Genomic DNA, 16,332 nt, shown 5'->3' with positions numbered 1-16,332 from the left:
CTTCTCGCGTCAAAAGGACGATCCGCAATGCCGATTCCGTGTTGGACCCCCGCAAGGTGGTCATCGGTCGGCGATTTTTGTCGATTCCTCCCGAGACCTGGACCAATTTCACCGGCCAGAGGCTGCGGTGACGATCCCCTTTCTTATGCGGCCACACGTTAGAACAAGAATCTGTCGCTTGTCATCCTTGCGCCGCAATAACCGTTCGCTGCAATGCAATATGAGCGAGCGGTTGCGCGGTCCTTCCCGTCCGGCGCGCGGCCCCGCGGGGCGGGGCGCGGGCGGCGAAAGGTGTGGCGCGCGGGCCATCGCTCTTGTGTTTCGCGGCCGGTTCCGGTTTCTCTGCGGCCCACCTTCCCCTCGCACGCCAGGGACGACCGATGCGCCTCTCCCGTTATTTCCTTCCCATCCTGCGCGAGGTGCCCAAGGAGGCGGAGATCGTCTCCCACCGGCTGATGCTGCGCGCCGGCATGATCCGCCAGGAGGCGGCGGGCATCTATGCCTGGCTGCCGCTCGGCCACCGTGTGCTCAACAAGGTGTGCAACATCATCCGCGAGGAGCAGAACCGGGCCGGCGCCATCGAGATGCTGATGCCCACCATCCAGTCGGCGGACCTGTGGCGCGAGAGCGGCCGCTACGACGACTACGGCAAGGAGATGCTGCGCATCAAGGACCGGCACGAGCGCGACATGCTGTTCGGGCCGACCAATGAGGAGATGATCACCGAGATCGTGCGCGCCTATGTGAAATCCTACAAGGCGCTGCCACTCAACCTCTACCATATCCAGTGGAAGTTCCGGGACGAGGTGCGCCCGCGCTTCGGCGTCTACCGCTCGCGCGAGTTCCTGATGAAGGACGCCTATTCGTTCGACCTCGACCAGGCGGGGGCGCGGCACTCCTACAACAAGATGTTCGTCGCCTATCTGCGCACTTTCGCGCGCATGGGGCTCAAGGCCATCCCCATGGTGGCCGATACCGGCCCGATCGGCGGCAACCTCAGCCACGAATTCATCATCCTCGCCTCCACCGGCGAGAGCGAGGTGTTCTGCCACGGCGACTATCTGGACATGGCGCCGCCGCCGGCCAGCCTCGACTTCGACGACAAGGCCGGCCTCCAGGGCCTGTTCGACCAGTGGACCAGCCTTTATGCCGCCACATCGGAGAAGCACGACGAGGCGGCGTTCGCCGCCATCCCCGAGGCGCGGCGCATGGCGGCGCGCGGCATCGAGGTGGGTCACATCTTCTATTTCGGCACCAAATATTCCGAGCCCTTCGGCGCCAAGGTCCTCGGGCCGGACGGCAAGGAGCACGTGATCCACATGGGCTCCTATGGCATCGGCCCCTCGCGCCTCGTGGCGGCCATGATCGAGGCCTCCCATGACGAGGCCGGCATCGTGTGGCCGGACGCCGTCGCCCCGTTCGACGTGGGCATCCTCAACCTGAAGACCGGGGACAGCGCCACGGATGCGGCCTGCGGCGAGCTTTACGCGACGCTTACCGGCCTGGGCTACGATGTGCTGTACGACGACACGGAAGAGCGCGCCGGCGCCAAGTTCGCCACCGCCGACCTCATCGGCCTTCCCTGGCAGGTTCTGGTGGGGCCGAAAAGCCTCGCGGAGGGCAAGGTGGAGCTGAAGCGCCGGGCCGACGGATCGCGCGAGCTGCTGTCGCCCGCCGATTTGGTGGAGAGGCTGAAGGCATGAGTGAAGGCCGGGTCGAGACCAGCGCACCCACCGAGACGACGGGCACGCGGCCCTTCGCCCCCTTCGAATGGATGCTCTCGCTGCGCTACCTCCGGGCGCGCCGCAAGGAGGGCTTCATCTCGGTCATCGCCGGCTTCTCCTTCCTCGGCATCGTGCTCGGCGTGGCGACGCTCATCATCGTCATGGCGGTGATGAACGGCTTCCGCCAGGAGCTTCTGTCCAAGATCCTCGGCCTCAACGGCCATGTGCTGATGCAGCCGCTCGAATCTCCGCTCACCGACTACCAGGCGGTGGCCGAGCGCATCTCCAAGCTCAACGGGGTGCGGCTCGCGGTGCCGCTGGTGGAGGGGCAGGCGCTGGCCTCATCGCCGTTCGGCGCCTCCGGCGTGCTGGTGCGCGGCATGAGCGAGCAGAACCTGCGCGGCCTGCCCTCGGTCTCGCACCACATCATCTCCGGCACGCTGGAGAATTTCGATCGCGGCCAGGGCCTCGCTATCGGCAAGCGCCTCGCCGACCAGCTCTCACTCCGGGTGGGCGACAACATCACGCTGGTGGCGCCGCGCGGGGCGGTGACGCCCATGGGCACCTCGCCGCGCATCAAGGTCTACAAGGTGGCCGCGATCTTCGAGATCGGCATGTCGGAGTACGATTCGGCCTTCGTCTTCATGCCGCTGCCGGAGGCGCAGGCCTATTTCAACCGCAACAGCGACGTGAACGCGGTGGAGATCTACGTCGACAATCCCGACGATGTGGAGGAACTGCGCGGCGCCATCCAGGCGGCGGCGCAGCGGCCCGTCTACCTCGTGGACTGGCGGCGGCGCAACGCCACCTTCTTCAACGCGCTCCAGGTGGAGCGCAACGTGATGTTCCTGATCCTGACGCTGATCGTGCTGGTGGCGGCGCTCAACATCGTCTCCGGCCTCATCATGCTGGTGAAGGACAAGGGCCACGACATCGCCATCCTGCGCACCATGGGCGCGACCCAGGGGGCGATCATGCGGGTGTTCCTGATCACGGGCGCCGCCATCGGCGTGGTGGGCACCTTCGTGGGGCTGGTGCTCGGCGTGGTGGTGTGCCTCAACATCGAGACCATCCGTCAGTTCATCTCCTGGCTCACCGCCACCGAGCTGTTCTCGCCCGAGCTGTACTACCTCAGCCGCCTGCCGGCGCAGATGAACATCAGCGAGACCACCTCGGTGGTGGTCATGGCGCTGGTGCTGTCGCTGCTGGCCACGCTCTATCCCTCCTGGCGGGCCGCCCGGCTCGATCCGGTCGAAGCCCTGAGGTACGAGTGATGGATCAGCCGGTGGAGACCCGCGCGCCGCAGCCCACGCCGCCCGGCGGGCCGGGCGGCGGCGAGAAGCGCGAGCCGGCGCTGCTGCTCGCCGGCGTCAAGCGGCGCTACGCCCAGGGGGCCCAGGCGCTGGAGATCCTGCGCGGGGTCGACCTGAAGGTGGCGCCGGGCCAGTCGGTGGCGCTGGTGGCGCCCTCCGGTTCGGGCAAGTCCACGCTGCTGCACATCGCCGGCCTGCTGGAGCATTCCGACGAGGGCGAGGTGTTCATCGCCGGAACCTCAACGGCGCGGCTCGCCGACCGCGAGCGCACGCGGCTGCGGCGCCTCAACATCGGCTTCATCTACCAGTTCCACCATCTGCTGGGAGAGTTCTCGGCGCTGGAGAACGTGGCCATGCCGCAGCTGATCCGCGGCCTCTCCCGCGCCAAGGCGGAGGAGCGGGCCAAGGAGATGCTGACCTATCTCGGCCTCGCCGCGCGGCTCACGCACCGGCCCTCGGAGCTCTCGGGCGGCGAGCAGCAGCGCGTCGCCATCGCCCGCGCGCTCGCCAACGCCCCGCGCCTGCTGCTGGCGGACGAGCCCACCGGCAACCTCGATCCCAAGACGTCGGACCATGTCTTCGGCGCGCTCACCGAGCTGGTGCGCGCCACCGGCGTCGCGGCGCTGATCGCCACCCACAATCTGGAGCTGGCGAGCCGCATGGACCGGCGCGTCACGCTGCGCGAGGGCAAGGTGGTGGAGCTCGCCTGAGCCCGGCCGGCCGCGCTTCAGGCGCGGGCTGGGGCATAACAGGGCAGGGCAGAGGGGAGATGGCGGGGCAGCCTCGGCCGCCCGCGCGCTCACACCAGCCGGCTCTGGTTCTTCGCCGCGCCCACGAACGAGGCGAACAGCGGGTGCGGCTCGAACGGACGCGACTTCAGCTCCGGATGGAACTGCACGCCGATGAACCAGGGGTGGTTGGAATATTCCACGATCTCCGGCAGGAGCCCGTCCGGCGACATGCCGGAGAACTTCAGGCCGTGCTCCTCCAGCCGCTCGCGATAGGCGGTGTTCACCTCGTAGCGGTGGCGGTGGCGCTCGAAGATGTCGCCCTTGCCATAGACGCCCTCCACCCGGCTGCCGCTCTCCAGGTGCGCCGGATAGGCGCCAAGGCGCATGGTGCCGCCGAGGTCGCCGGCCGCGTTGCGCTTCTCCAGCTCGTTGCCGCGCATCCATTCGGTGAGCAGGCCGACGACGGGCTCGTTGGTGGGGCCGAACTCGGTGGAATTGGCCGCCACGACGCCGGCGAGGTTCCGCGCCGCCTCGATCACCGCCATCTGCATGCCGAAGCAGATGCCGAAATAGGGCACCGCCCGCTCGCGCGCGAACTGGGCCGCGCGGATCTTGCCCTCGGCCCCGCGCTGGCCGAAGCCGCCGGGCACCAGGATGCCGTGCACGTGCTCCAGGAACGGGGCGGGATCCTCGCGCTCGAAGGTCTCGCTCTCGATCCAGTCGAGGTTCACCTTCACCTTGTTGGCGATGCCGCCATGAGCGAGCGCCTCGATCAGCGACTTGTAGGCATCCTTCAGGCCCGTGTACTTGCCGACGATGGCGATGGTGACCTCGCCCTCGGGGTTGCGCACGCGGGTCTCGATGTCGGTCCAGCGCTTGAGGTTCGGCGCCGGCGCCGGCTCGATGTGGAAGGCGGCGAGCACCTCCTTGTCGAGCCCTTCGGCGTGATAGGCGGACGGCACGGCGTAGATGTTGTCCACGTCGCGCGCCTCGATCACCGCGCTTTCCCGCACGTTGCAGAACAGCGAGAGCTTCCTGCGCTCCTCGCGCGGGATCTCCCGGTCGGTGCGGCACAGCAGGATGTCGGGCTGGATGCCGATGGAGCGCAGCTCCTTCACCGAATGCTGAGTCGGCTTGGTCTTCAACTCGCCGGCGGAGGGGATGTAGGGCAGCAGCGTGAGGTGGATGAAGATGGCGTGGCCGCGCGGCAGCTCGTTCTTCAGCTGGCGGGTGGCCTCGAAGAAGGGCAGGCCCTCGATGTCGCCCACCGTGCCGCCGACCTCGATCAGCACGAAGTCGAAGCCCTCATTGCCCTCCAGGACGAAGTCCTTGATGGCGTTGGTGACGTGGGGGATCACCTGGATGGTGGCGCCGAGATAGTCGCCGCGGCGCTCCTTGGTCAGGATGTCCTGATAGATGCGGCCGGTGGTGATGTTGTCCTGCCGGGTCGCCGGGTGGCCGGTGAACCGCTCATAGTGCCCGAGGTCGAGGTCGGTCTCCGCGCCGTCGTCGGTGACGAACACCTCGCCGTGCTGGTACGGGCTCATGGTGCCCGGATCCACGTTGAGATACGGGTCGAGCTTGCGCAGGCGGACCGTGTATCCGCGCGCCTGGAGCAGGGCGCCCAGCGCCGCGGAGGCGAGGCCCTTGCCGAGGGAGGACACGACGCCGCCTGTGATGAAGATGTAGCGCGCCATGGGCCCCGACCTTACCTCGTGCAAACGCGATTCGGCGAGGGCGAAGCCGCGACGGCCCCGCCTCGCCTGTGGAGAATGGGGGCCGCGCCCGTTTCGGGGCGCGACCGGGTCACTGGGACTGGGGAACGGCCGGGCCCGAGGGGGCCGCGGGCGCCGCCGGGGCGGGCGCCGCGGGCGCGCCGGGCGCAGCCGGAGCGCCGCCTTGCGGGCGAATCTGGTCGAGGATGGAGCCGCCGCTCTGAGGCACCTGCGGGCCCGAGGGCGCGGTGGTCGGCAGGATCGAGCGCGGCGCGCGGTGCCAGCCGGCATTGATGGTCAGCGCCAGCGAGGTGATGAAGAACATCACCGCGAGGATGGCCGTCGCCCGCGTGAGCACGTTGGCCGAGCCGCGCGCGGTGAAGAATCCGCCGCCGCCACCACCGCCGCCCCCGCCGCCGATGCCCAGTCCACCGCCCTCGGAGCGCTGGATGAGCACCACGCCGATAAGCGCGAGCACCACCATCAGGTGAATCACAATCAGAACGGTCTGCATGGAATCCATCATGTTCGCGCCCGGCTCGCCGGGTGCGTCGTCGGGGGCGTGTTACACGATCCCGCCGCGGGATGGAAGGGTATCGCCGCCGGCCGGTTCTACTCCACCGCCATCAGCAGCGCCGAGGCGAGCGCGATCGCCCAGACCGCGCCGCTCACCTCGCGCCCGCGCCCCGCGATCAGCTTCACCGCCGCATAGGCGATGAAGCCGAGGCCGATGCCCGTGGCGATGGAGAAGGTGAAGACGATGCCGAGCGCGGTCAATGCCGCCGGCAGCGCCTCCGCCGGATCGTCCCAGGGCAGGTCCTTGAGCGGCGCCATCATGGCGAGGGCGACGAACACCAGCGCCGGCGCGGTGGCGAAGGCCGGCACCGCCAGCGCCAGCGGCGCGATGAACAGGCAGGCGAGGAACAGGCCCGCCGTCGCCACGCTGGCAAGGCCCGTGCGCCCGCCCGCGGCGATGCCGGAGGCGCTCTCGATGTAGGAGACCGTGTTCGAGGTGCCCAGCACCGCGCCCACCATGGCGCCGCCCGAATCGGCCAGCATCACCCGGCCGAGCCGGGGCACCGTGCCGTCCGCGCGCATCAGTCCGGCGCGGCCGATCGTGGCGATGAGCGTGCCCATATTGTCGAGCAGTCCCACCAGGAAGAAGGCGAACACCACGCTTGCCATGGAGAGCTTCAGCGCGCCGGCAAGGTCGAGCTGGAGCAAGGTCGGCGCGAGCGAGGGCGGGGCCGAGACCACGCCCGAGAACAGGGTCAGCCCGAGCGGGACGCCGGCCAGCGTCGCGGCAGCCACGGCGATGAGGATCGCGCCGGGCACCTGGCGCGCGGCAAGCCCGGCCATCAGCACGAAGCCGCCGCAGGCGATGAGCACCTTCGGATCGGCGACGTCGCCGAGCCCGATCATGGTGGCGGGCTTCGCCACCACGAGGCCCATGCCCTGGAAGCCGAGCAGCCCGAGGAACAGGCCGATCCCCGCGCCGATGCCGAGCTTGAGCGAGAGCGGGATGGAATTCACCAGCCATTCGCGCACCTTGAGCACGCTCACCAGCAGGAAGGCGACGCCGGAGAGGAACACCGCGCCGAGCGCGGTCTGCCAGGGCACGCCCATGCCCAGCACCACGGTGTAGGTGAAATAGGCGTTGATCCCCATGCCCGGGGCGAGGGCGATGGGATAGTTGGCGATCAGCCCCATGGCGAGCGAGCCGAGCGCGGCGGCCAGGCACGTGGCGGTGAAGGCTGCGCCACGGTCGATGCCCGCGGCGGCGAGGATCTGCGGGTTCACCACCAGGATGTAGCTCATGGTGAGGAAGGTGGTGAGCCCGGCGGCAAGCTCGATCGGGACCGAGGTTCCGTTCGCGCCGAGCCCGAACAGGCGCTCCAGTGTCGTCCGCATGCGCGCCCCCGTGCCGGCACAGCCCATCCGACCCCGAATATTCTCCGGCGGCCGTGAAACGAGAAGGGCCGCGGCACCGTTTCAGCAGGAAAAGCGCGCCATGGGCGCATCGGATCGTGACAATTTGTGCGGGGGACGCGCGCGTCCATTGACGCCGGCCGGAGCCCATAGAATTTTACCAGTCGTCGTTGCCGACTCCCATATTCCCAACTGATGTCTGGAGAGGACTCCAAGATGCGTACTCTCGCGAGCCTTCTGCTGGCGGTGCCGATCCTGGCCGCCGCCACCGTCGGTGCCGGCGCCTTTCCGGCGCTGCCCGCTCCGGCCGATGCCGGCCCGACACTGGTTGCCCAGGGCTGTGGTTATGGCGGCTGGCGCGGCCCGTGGGGCGGCTGCCGCTACGGCTATTACGGCCGGCCGGTGGTGGTGCCGGGGCCGTATCTGACGCCACAGGGCTGCCCGCCCGGATACTGGCGCGGGCCCTGGGGCCATTGCCGCGACACGCCCTATCACGGGCCGCTGCCCGGCGGCGGCTACAAGTATTGATGCGCGGACGCGGCCCGAACGGGCGTGCCCAGGTTCAACCCCAGCGACATGAGACACCCATGATCCGTCTTTCCTCGCGCCTTGCGGCGCTCGGCCTGACCGGCCTCATCGCCGTGACGGCCGCCGGCCCGGCCGCGGCCCAGAACGCGCCGGCCAGCGCACCGGCCGCCGCCGCGCAGCCCGCCGACCCGGCGCTGGCGTCTCCACCCTTCACGGAGGAGGACGCCCGCGCCATCCGCAATGCCCGCATCGCCGCGCTGAAGACGGTGGTCGAGCTGACCCCCGAGCAGGAAAAGCTCTGGGCGCCGCTGGAGAAGGCGATCCGCGACATCGCCCGCAACTCCGCCCAGCGGCGCGAGAAGCGCTTCAGCGCGCCGCCGCCCGCCGACTTCCTGGCCGCGCTGGAAGAGGTGGCCGATGCCGAGGCCGCCCGCGCGGCGGACCTCAAGGCGTTCATCGCCGCTGCGAAGCCCTTCGTCGCCTCGCTGACGCCGCAGCAGAAGCACCGCATCCCGGTGTTCCTGGGCCTCGTCGACGCGCCCGGCGGGCCGCCGTCCAGCTCGCTCTGGATCTTCGAGGAAGAGCAGGGCTGAGACCCGCGCCGGTCCCGAAATGAAAGCGCCCGGCAGTGCCGGGCGCTTTTTTGTTTCGGGATGCGGATGAGAGCCGGCGGCGAAGCGGGCCGCCGCCGGCCGGACGTCATCCGCCGTGGCCCAGCACCGCCAGCAGCAGCAGCGCCACGATGTTGGTGATCTTGATCATCGGGTTCACGGCGGGGCCCGCCGTGTCCTTGTAGGGATCGCCCACGGTGTCGCCGGTCACGGAGGCCTTGTGCGCCTCCGAGCCCTTCATGTGGCGCACGCCGTCCTTGTCCACGAAGCCGTCCTCGAACGACTTCTTGGCATTGTCCCACGCGCCGCCGCCCGAGGTCATGGAGATGGCGACGAACAGGCCGGTGACGATCACGCCCAGCAGCATGGCGCCGAGGGCCGAGAAGGCCGCCGACTTGCCCGCCGCGCCGCCGCCCGCCACGAAGTAGATGACGAAGTAGCAGACGATGGGCGAGAGCACCGGCAGCAGCGAGGGGATGATCATCTCCTTGATCGCCGCCTTGGTGAGCATGTCCACCGCGCGGGAATAGTCCGGCTTCTCGGTGCCGGCCATGATGCCCGGCTTCTCGCGGAACTGCCGGCGCACCTCCTCGACGATGGCGCCGGCCGCGCGGCCCACCGCCGTCATGCCCATGGCGCCGAACAAATAGGGCAGGAGGCCGCCGAACAGCAGGCCCACCACCACGTACGGGTTCTCCAGCGAGAAGTTCGGCGCCACGCCGGCGAAGTAGCTGCCGGGCGCCGCCTGGGCGACGAAGTACTTGAGGTCCTGGCTGTAGGCCGCGAACAGCACCAGCGCGCCGAGGCCCGCGGAGCCGATGGCATAGCCCTTGGTCACGGCCTTGGTGGTGTTGCCCACCGCGTCGAGCGCGTCGGTGGACTGGCGCACCTCCTTGGGCAGGCCCGCCATCTCTGCGATGCCACCGGCATTGTCCGTCACCGGGCCGAAGGCATCGAGCGCGACGATCATGCCTGCGACGCCGAGCATGGTGGTGGCGGCGATGGCGATGCCGAACAGGCCGGCGAGGCCGTAGGCCACCAGGATGCCGGCGATGATGACGATGGTGGGCAGCGCGGTCGATTCGAGCGAGACCGCGAGACCCTGGATGATGTTGGTGCCATGGCCCGTCACCGAGGACTGGGCGATGGACACCACCGGGCGATAGCCGGTGCCGGTGTAGTATTCGGTGATGACGACGATGGCGCCGGTCACCGCGAGGCCCACGAGGCCGCTGATGAACAGGCTCGTGCCGGTGTAGCCGGTGGTGCCGATGGGGCCGAAGCCGGGCAGCAGCCAGGTCACCAGCGCCAGCGCGAGAACCGAGAAGCCGGCCGTCGCCATGAGGCCCTTATAGAGCGCGCCCATGATCGAGGAGGTCGGCCCCAGCCGCACGAAGAAGGTGCCGGCGATGGAGGTGAGGATGCACGCGCCGCCGATGGCGAGCGGGTAGATGATCATGGTGTCGAGCAGCGCCGGGGTGGCGGCGAAGAAGATCGCGGCCAGCACCATGGTGGCGACCACCGTCACCGCATAAGTCTCGAACAGGTCGGCCGCCATGCCGGCGCAGTCGCCGACATTGTCGCCGACGTTATCGGCGATGGTGGCGGGGTTGCGCGGGTCGTCCTCGGGGATGCCGGCCTCCACCTTGCCGACGAGGTCGCCGCCGACGTCAGCGCCTTTGGTGAAGATGCCGCCGCCGAGACGGGCGAAGATGGAGATCAGCGACGCGCCGAAGCCGAGCGCCACCAGCGCGTCCACCACGGTGCGGGAATTGGGGGCGAGGCCCAGCCCCTTCACCAGCACGGCGTAATAGACCGTGACGCCGAGCAGGGCGAGGCCGGCCACCAGGAGGCCCGTCACCGCGCCCGCCTTGAAGGCGAGGTCGAGGCCGCCCGCCAGCGACTTGGTCGCCGCCTGGGCGGTGCGCACGTTGGCGCGGACCGAGACGTTCATGCCGATGAAGCCGGCGAGGCCGGAGAGGATGGCGCCGATGGCGAAGCCCACGGCCACCAGCCAGCCGAGGAAGATGCCGACGAGAACGAAGATCACGACGCCCACGATGCCGATGGTCGTGTACTGCCGCTTGAGATACGCCTGCGCGCCCTCAGCGATGGCGGCGGCGATCTCCTGCATGCGGGCGGTGCCCGCGTCCGCGGCCATGAGGGCGCGCACCGCCCATACGCCGTAGGCCACGGCCAGCAGGCCGCAGACGATAATCAATAGCAAAGCCAGCATTTTCCCACCTTTTGTTTCCAGCCTGTTCTTGTTGGTGCGGAAGTGTGAGCGGTGCCGCGCGCGCGCGCAACGGGCTGGATCACTTTTCGACCACATTGGAGCAATTGGACGCGGGCCGTGGCAGCGAACACGCGGCGGCCTCGGCGGCGGAACCTGGCGGCTCCCGTCCGGAGGCCCCCGGGCGGCCGCGCTGCCGCATCGGCAGGCACCGCCGCGGTGGGGGGCGGGCCCTCCAGCCGTCCGATTTGCGTTAATCGGCACCGGTTTATCGAAACATCTTTTTTCGCCCGGAGGTATCCGTCCGCAAGTCCCTCAGGTCGCAGGGGAGTTGCCGCCGAAAGAGGGGCGGGCCGCGACCGATCGGGGCGAAATGGGCGCATTTTCTTGTCCCAATCCGGGCCGGCAGCCCGTATGGTGCCGCTCGCGCCGACGCGCACTTCCGGGGCCGGATGAAGTTCTCCTTTGATTGGAGTGCCTTGGCCGTCCCACCCGTGAAAGCCCGCGGCCCCCGTCTCCCCATGGAGCCGGCCTGCCCGGCCCAGCCTGAGGGAGACCCGCTTATGCGTCGTGGCCTCGACCATGTCGTTCATCTCGTTCGTGACCTCGATTCGGCGGGGGAGATCTACGATCTGCTCGGATTCACCGTGGGCGCGCGCAACCGCCATCCCTTCGGCACCGAGAACCGTATCGTCCAGACCGACGGCTTCTTCATCGAGTTGCTCCAGGTGGTGGAGCCGGAGAAGATCCCGCCCGCGACCGAGACCGCCTTTTCCTTCGGCGCCTTCAACAAGGCGTTCCTGGAGCGCAATGGCGAAGGCCTCACCATGGCCGTGTTCGAGGGCCGCGATCCTGTGGCCGACAAGGCTGAGTTCGACGCCGCCGGCTTCGGCGGGTTCGACACCGTGGACTTCTCCCGCAAGGCGCGCCGCGCCGACGGGCAGGACGTGGACGTCGCCTTTTCGCTCGCCTTCGCGGCATCGCCCACGGCGCCCGATCTCGGCACCTTCACCTGCCTCCAGCGCAAGCCGGAGAACTTCTGGTCCGCCGACCTGCAGCGCCACGCCAACGGCGTGACCGGCCTCGCCGGGATCGTGCTGGTGTCCGAGAGCCCGGTGGACGACATCCCGTTCCTCGACACGGTCAGCGGCGTGTCGGTCAACCGCGCCTCGGAAGGCTGGTTCGTCGGCCAGACGCCGCGCGGACAGATCGACCTCATGAGCCGCCAGCTCTATAGCGACCGCTACGGCGTGCCGGGGCCGGTGGGCGAGGGGCTGCGCCTCGCCGCCGTTCGCTTCGCCACCACCGGCGCGCCGGAACTGCGCCGCGCGCTCGCCGCCCGCCGCATGGTGGAAGAGGCGATCGAAGGCATGGTGGTGGTGCCGCCGCGCGCCGCATTGGGCGCGGCCATCGTGTTCGAGCGCGACGTGTGAGGGACCGGCAGGGGTTTTAATTCCCCTCGGTAAACACTATTTACTCAATGCCAGGGCGGACGACCGCCCCCATCCGTTCGAACCCGGCGGGACGACCCGCCGCGGAGCGTTCCTCCCATGGCTTGGGTCTATCTGTTCGTCGCCGGCCTCCTGGAAGTGGGCTGGGCCATCGGCATGAAGTATTCCGACGGCTTCACCCGCCTGTGGCCGAGCGCCATCACGGTCGTCAGCATCGTCGTTAGCCTGTTCCTGCTCAGCCTGTCGCTGAAGTCGATCCCCATCGGCACCGCTTATGCGGTATGGGCGGGAATCGGCACGGTGGGCACCGCCATCGTCGGTATCGCGGTGTTCTCCGAATCGACCGACATGCTGCGACTCGCCTCCATCGGCCTGATCGCCGTGGGGCTGGTCGGGCTGAAGCTGGTCACCCCCTGATACCGGCGTCGTGCCGTATCGCCGCGGTGCCGGAGCGGGGCAGGGGGTGGCGGACGCCTTTGCTGCCACCTTTTGGCATCCGGACCCGGTGGAAATGGCGCGAAACTCTGCTTTTTGTTGGGGTGGTACCGCCTCAGGCTTGACGCAGAGCGACTCTGCGGCTAGAAGCGGCCCACTTTCGCGGCAGGCGGTCGGCGTCTGAGCGGTCGGTTCTTTATTCCCTGCTTCGACCCGAAGCCTGGAAAGTCCCGACCTGGAGAGCCGAAACGCTGCCAGGAACAGCACTGCGATAACATCAGGTGCACGATCGCGGCGCCGCCCTTCGGGGACCGAGCGTTGTGATCCTCTGTCGCGACAAGGCGCGTCCGCCCCTCTTCGGCGGTGGACCGCGCCTTTTGCGTCGTGGTGCGGCCGGCGGGATCCCGTCGCGCCGAAGGGTATTTGAGGCCGCTCTCGGGCGGCCACCGTGGCGGCCCCTCGGGGCCGTCGAACCGAAGAAGAAGCGGCCCTGGGCCGCAAGCAGGACGAGGCGAAGGCGTACATGCCGACGATCAACCAGCTGATCCGCAAGCCGCGCGAGGCCCAGAAGGCCCGCGACAAGGCGCCGGCGCTCCAGGCGAGCCCCCAGAAGCGCGGCGTCTGCACGCGCGTCTACACCACGACCCCGAAGAAGCCGAACTCGGCGCTTCGCAAGGTCGCCAAGGTGCGGCTCACCAACAGCTACGAAGTGATCGGCTACATTCCCGGCGAGGGTCACAACCTTCAGGAGCACTCCGTGGTGATGATCCGCGGCGGCCGCGTGAAGGACCTTCCCGGCGTGCGCTACCACATTCTGCGCGGCGTGCTCGACACGCAGGGCGTCAAGAACCGCAAGCAGCGCCGTTCGAAGTACGGCGCGAAGCGGCCGAAGTGAGGATCTGAGCGATGTCCCGTCGTCACAAGGCCGAGCGCCGCGAAGTCATCCCGGACGCCAAGTATGGCTCCACCATCCTGTCGCGCTTCATGAATTCCGTCATGCGCGACGGCAAGAAGTCGGTTGCCGAAGGCATCGTCTATGGCGCCCTCGACGTGGTCGAGGCGAAGGCCAAGCACGATCCGGTGGACGTGTTCATCCAGGCGCTCGAGAACGTGGCGCCGGCGGTGGAAGTGCGCTCCCGCCGCGTCGGCGGCGCGACCTACCAGGTTCCCGTGGAAGTGCGCACCGAGCGCCGCCAGACCCTGGCCATCCGCTGGCTCATCGCCTCGGCCCGCGCCCGCAACGAGAAGACCATGGTGGAGCGTCTCTCCTCCGAGCTTCTCGATGCTGCCAACAATCGCGGCAACGCGGTGAAGAAGCGTGAAGACACGCACCGGATGGCGGAAGCCAACCGCGCCTTCTCGCATTATCGCTGGTGATCGGAGAGGACTGAGCCATGCCCCGTACTCACGCGATCGAGGACTACCGCAACTTCGGCATCATGGCCCACATCGATGCCGGCAAGACCACGACCACCGAGCGGATCCTCTATTACACCGGCAAGAGCCACAAGATCGGCGAAGTCCATGACGGCGCCGCCACCATGGATTGGATGACCCAGGAGCAGGAACGCGGCATCACCATCACGTCGGCCGCGACGACTGCCATCTGGGCGGGCAAGCGCCTGAACATCATCGACACCCCCGGCCACGTGGACTTCACCATCGAGGTGGAGCGCTCGCTCCGCGTGCTCGACGGCGCCGTGTGCGTGCTGGACGGCAACCAGGGCGTCGAGCCGCAGACCGAGACCGTGTGGCGCCAGGCGGACAAGTACAACGTGCCGCGCATCGTGTTCGTCAACAAGATGGACAAGATCGGCGCCGACTTCTACCGCTGCGTCGAGATGATCGTGGACCGCGTCGCCGGCAATCCGGTGTGCTGCCAGCTGCCGATCGGCTCCGAGAACAACTTCAAGGGCGTCATCGACCTCGTCCGCATGAAGGCGGTCGTGTGGGAAGATGAAGCCCTCGGCGCCAAGTACCATGACGAGGAGATCCCCGCGGATCTCGTCGACAAGGCCGCCGAATACCGCAACAAGCTGGTGGAAGCCGCCGTCGAGCTCGACGACGACGCCATGGCTGCCTATCTCGACGGCACCGAGCCGGACGAGGCGACCCTCAAGCGCCTGATCCGCCTCGCCGTCATCGGCCGCAAGTTCAATCCCGTGTTCTGCGGCTCGGCCTTCAAGAACAAGGGCGTCCAGCCTCTGCTCGACGCGGTGGTGGACTATCTGCCGTCGCCCATCGATCGCGGCGCGATCAAGGGCATCGACTTCAAGACCGAGGAAGACACCGTGCGTCTTCCCTCGGACGAAGAGCCGACCTCCGTCCTCGCGTTCAAGATCATGGACGACCCGTTCGTCGGCACCATCACCTTCTGCCGCGTCTACGCCGGCAAGATGGAAACCGGCATGGGCCTGCTCAACTCCACCCGCGACAAGCGTGAGCGCGTCGGGCGGATGCTGCTGATGCACGCCAACAACCGGGAAGACATCAAGGAAGCCTATGCGGGCGACATCGTCGCCCTCGCCGGCCTCAAGGATGTGCGCACCGGCGATACCCTCTGCGATCCGGCCAAGGCCGTGATCCTGGAGAAGATGGAATTCCCCGAGCCGGTCATCGAGATCGCGATCGAGCCGAAGTCCAAGGCCGACCAGGAGAAGCTGGGCATCGCCCTGTCGAAGCTGGCCGCCGAGGACCCGTCCTTCCGCGTGTCGACCGACTTCGAGAGCGGCCAGACCATCCTCAAGGGGATGGGCGAACTGCACCTCGACATCAAGGTCGACATCCTGAAGCGCACCTACAAGGTGGACGCCAACATCGGTGCGCCCCAGGTCGCCTATCGTGAGACCCTCACGAAGAAGACCGAGGTGGACTACACCCACAAGAAGCAGACCGGCGGTACCGGCCAGTTCGCGCGGGTGAAGTTCGTGGTGGAGCCGAACGAGGCGGGCAAGGGCTTCGCCTTCGAGAGCGCCATCGTCGGCGGCGCGGTGCCGAAGGAGTACATCCCGGGCGTCCAGAAGGGCCTCGAGAGCGTGCTCGGCGCCGGCGTGCTGGCGGGCTTCCCGGTGGTGGACGTCAAGGTGACGCTCATCGACGGCGCCTACCACGAGGTGGACTCGTCCGCCCTCGCGTTCGAGATCGCGTCCCGCGCCGGCTTCCGCGAGGCCCTGCAGAAGGGTGGCTCGGTGCTGCTCGAGCCGATCATGAAGGTCGAGGTGGTGACCCCCGAGGACTACACCGGATCGGTGATCGGCGACCTCAACTCCCGCCGTGGCCAGATCCAGGGCCAGGACATGCGCGGCAACGCCAACGTCATCAACGCGATGGTGCCGCTCGCCAACATGTTCGGCTATGTGAACACCCTGCGCTCCTTCAGCCAGGGCCGCGCCACGTTCACCATGCAGTTCGACCACTACGAGCAGGTGCCGTCGAACGTCGCCCAGGAGGTCCAGGCCAAGTACGCGTGATCGCGTCGGCCTGAACCTCACTTCACCCTTTCGGATCACGCCAGAGAGACCCAACGGAGAGTCCCATGGCCAAAGAGAAGTTCAACCGTTCGAAGCCGCACTGCAACATCGGCACCATTGGTCACGTTGACCATGGCAAGACGTCGCTGACGGCTGCGATCACGAAGATTCTGGCGGAGTCTGGGGGCGCGA

At 68.3% G+C, this 16,332-nt stretch carries 15 protein-coding genes; 11 read left to right on the top strand and 4 right to left on the bottom strand.

Translation table 11 applies throughout. From position 1 onward, the window contains the following. Positions 1-380: 380 nt before the first annotated feature. From proS to D9R14_RS21285, 3 genes are read left to right on the top strand one after another with little or no spacing between them, the layout of a single operon-like run. Complete coding sequence (proS, locus tag D9R14_RS21295; protein WP_121625420.1) at positions 381-1,703, top strand: proline--tRNA ligase; 1,323 nt, start codon at positions 381-383, stop codon at positions 1,701-1,703. After that, positions 1,700-2,998 (top strand): lipoprotein-releasing ABC transporter permease subunit, encoded by a 1,299-nt coding sequence (locus tag D9R14_RS21290; protein WP_121625418.1) that lies wholly within the window; start codon positions 1,700-1,702, stop codon positions 2,996-2,998. Before proS ends, D9R14_RS21290 begins: the two co-directional genes overlap by 4 nt. Beyond that, positions 2,998-3,747, top strand: a complete 750-nt coding sequence (locus D9R14_RS21285; RefSeq protein ID WP_121625416.1) for an ABC transporter ATP-binding protein — start codon at positions 2,998-3,000, stop codon at positions 3,745-3,747. Before D9R14_RS21290 ends, D9R14_RS21285 begins: the two co-directional genes overlap by 1 nt. Before the next feature lie 89 nt (positions 3,748-3,836). On the opposite strand, the gene pyrG is transcribed toward D9R14_RS21285, so the two are convergent. From pyrG to D9R14_RS21270, 3 genes are all read right to left on the bottom strand, one after another. Continuing rightward, positions 3,837-5,465 (bottom strand): CTP synthase, encoded by a 1,629-nt coding sequence (gene pyrG, locus D9R14_RS21280; protein WP_121625414.1) that lies wholly within the window; start codon positions 5,463-5,465, stop codon positions 3,837-3,839. A 109-nt stretch (positions 5,466-5,574) separates the two neighbouring features. Further along, complete coding sequence (gene secG / locus D9R14_RS21275) at positions 5,575-5,997, bottom strand: preprotein translocase subunit SecG (protein WP_121625465.1); 423 nt, start codon at positions 5,995-5,997, stop codon at positions 5,575-5,577. Positions 5,998-6,095: 98 nt separating this feature from the next. Next, on the bottom strand, positions 6,096-7,394 hold the full coding sequence (locus tag D9R14_RS21270) for an NCS2 family permease (protein ID WP_121625463.1): 1,299 nt from the start codon (positions 7,392-7,394) through the stop codon (positions 6,096-6,098). Between the two features lie 234 nt (positions 7,395-7,628). Here D9R14_RS21270 and D9R14_RS21265 point away from each other — a divergent pair, with 234 nt between their 5' ends. Beyond that, positions 7,629-7,940, top strand: coding sequence for a GCG_CRPN prefix-to-repeats domain-containing protein (locus D9R14_RS21265; protein WP_184759698.1), 312 nt, complete (start codon positions 7,629-7,631; stop codon positions 7,938-7,940). A 59-nt stretch (positions 7,941-7,999) separates the two neighbouring features. Further along, positions 8,000-8,533, top strand: coding sequence for a Spy/CpxP family protein refolding chaperone (locus tag D9R14_RS21260; protein ID WP_121625412.1), 534 nt, complete (start codon positions 8,000-8,002; stop codon positions 8,531-8,533). A 106-nt stretch (positions 8,534-8,639) separates the two neighbouring features. Here the strand turns inward: D9R14_RS21260 and D9R14_RS21255 are convergent, their stop codons facing one another. Next, positions 8,640-10,787 (bottom strand): sodium-translocating pyrophosphatase, encoded by a 2,148-nt coding sequence (locus D9R14_RS21255; RefSeq protein ID WP_121625410.1) that lies wholly within the window; start codon positions 10,785-10,787, stop codon positions 8,640-8,642. Positions 10,788-11,347: 560 nt separating this feature from the next. Here D9R14_RS21255 and D9R14_RS21250 point away from each other — a divergent pair. From D9R14_RS21250 to D9R14_RS21225, 6 genes are all read left to right on the top strand, one after another. Then, a complete protein-coding gene (locus D9R14_RS21250; protein WP_121625408.1) occupies positions 11,348-12,217 on the top strand; it encodes a VOC family protein in 870 nt (289 codons plus the stop codon). Between the two features lie 117 nt (positions 12,218-12,334). Continuing rightward, positions 12,335-12,652 carry a quaternary ammonium compound efflux SMR transporter SugE gene (gene sugE, locus D9R14_RS21245; protein WP_121625406.1) on the top strand — a complete coding sequence of 106 codons (318 nt, stop codon included), beginning with the start codon at positions 12,335-12,337 and terminating at the stop codon, positions 12,650-12,652. 541 nt (positions 12,653-13,193) lie between these two features. Next, a complete protein-coding gene (gene rpsL / locus D9R14_RS21240) occupies positions 13,194-13,565 on the top strand; it encodes a 30S ribosomal protein S12 (RefSeq protein ID WP_012113697.1) in 372 nt (123 codons plus the stop codon). Between the two features lie 11 nt (positions 13,566-13,576). Next, positions 13,577-14,047, top strand: coding sequence for a 30S ribosomal protein S7 (gene rpsG / locus D9R14_RS21235; protein WP_121625404.1), 471 nt, complete (start codon positions 13,577-13,579; stop codon positions 14,045-14,047). A gap of 17 nt (positions 14,048-14,064) precedes the next feature. Beyond that, entirely contained in the window at positions 14,065-16,140 is a 2,076-nt protein-coding gene (gene fusA / locus D9R14_RS21230) for an elongation factor G (RefSeq protein ID WP_121625402.1), read from the top strand. A 65-nt stretch (positions 16,141-16,205) separates the two neighbouring features. Further along, positions 16,206-16,332: GTP-binding protein (locus D9R14_RS21225; RefSeq protein WP_245420775.1), on the top strand; the 127-nt coding region annotated here is incomplete at its 3' end.

This window comes from Xanthobacter tagetidis, from assembly GCF_003667445.1.
GTDB classification, from domain to species: Bacteria; Pseudomonadota; Alphaproteobacteria; order Rhizobiales; family Xanthobacteraceae; genus Xanthobacter; species Xanthobacter tagetidis.
The sequence above is the reverse complement of the archived record's forward strand: the minus strand, read 5'-3'. Positions and strand labels throughout refer to the sequence as shown.

Excerpts from the sequence above, each read along its gene's own strand:
- proS (WP_121625420.1), top strand. The coding sequence starts at position 381 with ATGCGCCTCTCCCGTTATTTCCTTCCCATCCTGCGCGAGGTGCCCAAG.
- D9R14_RS21290 (WP_121625418.1), top strand. The coding sequence starts at position 1,700 with ATGAGTGAAGGCCGGGTCGAGACCAGCGCACCCACCGAGACGACGGGC.
- D9R14_RS21285 (WP_121625416.1), top strand. The coding sequence starts at position 2,998 with ATGGATCAGCCGGTGGAGACCCGCGCGCCGCAGCCCACGCCGCCCGGC.
- pyrG (WP_121625414.1), bottom strand. The coding sequence starts at position 5,465 with ATGGCGCGCTACATCTTCATCACAGGCGGCGTCGTGTCCTCCCTCGGC.
- secG (WP_121625465.1), bottom strand. The coding sequence starts at position 5,997 with ATGCAGACCGTTCTGATTGTGATTCACCTGATGGTGGTGCTCGCGCTT.
- D9R14_RS21270 (WP_121625463.1), bottom strand. The coding sequence starts at position 7,394 with ATGCGGACGACACTGGAGCGCCTGTTCGGGCTCGGCGCGAACGGAACC.
- D9R14_RS21265 (WP_184759698.1), top strand. The coding sequence starts at position 7,629 with ATGCGTACTCTCGCGAGCCTTCTGCTGGCGGTGCCGATCCTGGCCGCC.
- D9R14_RS21260 (WP_121625412.1), top strand. The coding sequence starts at position 8,000 with ATGATCCGTCTTTCCTCGCGCCTTGCGGCGCTCGGCCTGACCGGCCTC.
- D9R14_RS21255 (WP_121625410.1), bottom strand. The coding sequence starts at position 10,787 with ATGCTGGCTTTGCTATTGATTATCGTCTGCGGCCTGCTGGCCGTGGCC.
- D9R14_RS21250 (WP_121625408.1), top strand. The coding sequence starts at position 11,348 with ATGCGTCGTGGCCTCGACCATGTCGTTCATCTCGTTCGTGACCTCGAT.
- sugE (WP_121625406.1), top strand. The coding sequence starts at position 12,335 with ATGGCTTGGGTCTATCTGTTCGTCGCCGGCCTCCTGGAAGTGGGCTGG.
- rpsL (WP_012113697.1), top strand. The coding sequence starts at position 13,194 with ATGCCGACGATCAACCAGCTGATCCGCAAGCCGCGCGAGGCCCAGAAG.
- rpsG (WP_121625404.1), top strand. The coding sequence starts at position 13,577 with ATGTCCCGTCGTCACAAGGCCGAGCGCCGCGAAGTCATCCCGGACGCC.
- fusA (WP_121625402.1), top strand. The coding sequence starts at position 14,065 with ATGCCCCGTACTCACGCGATCGAGGACTACCGCAACTTCGGCATCATG.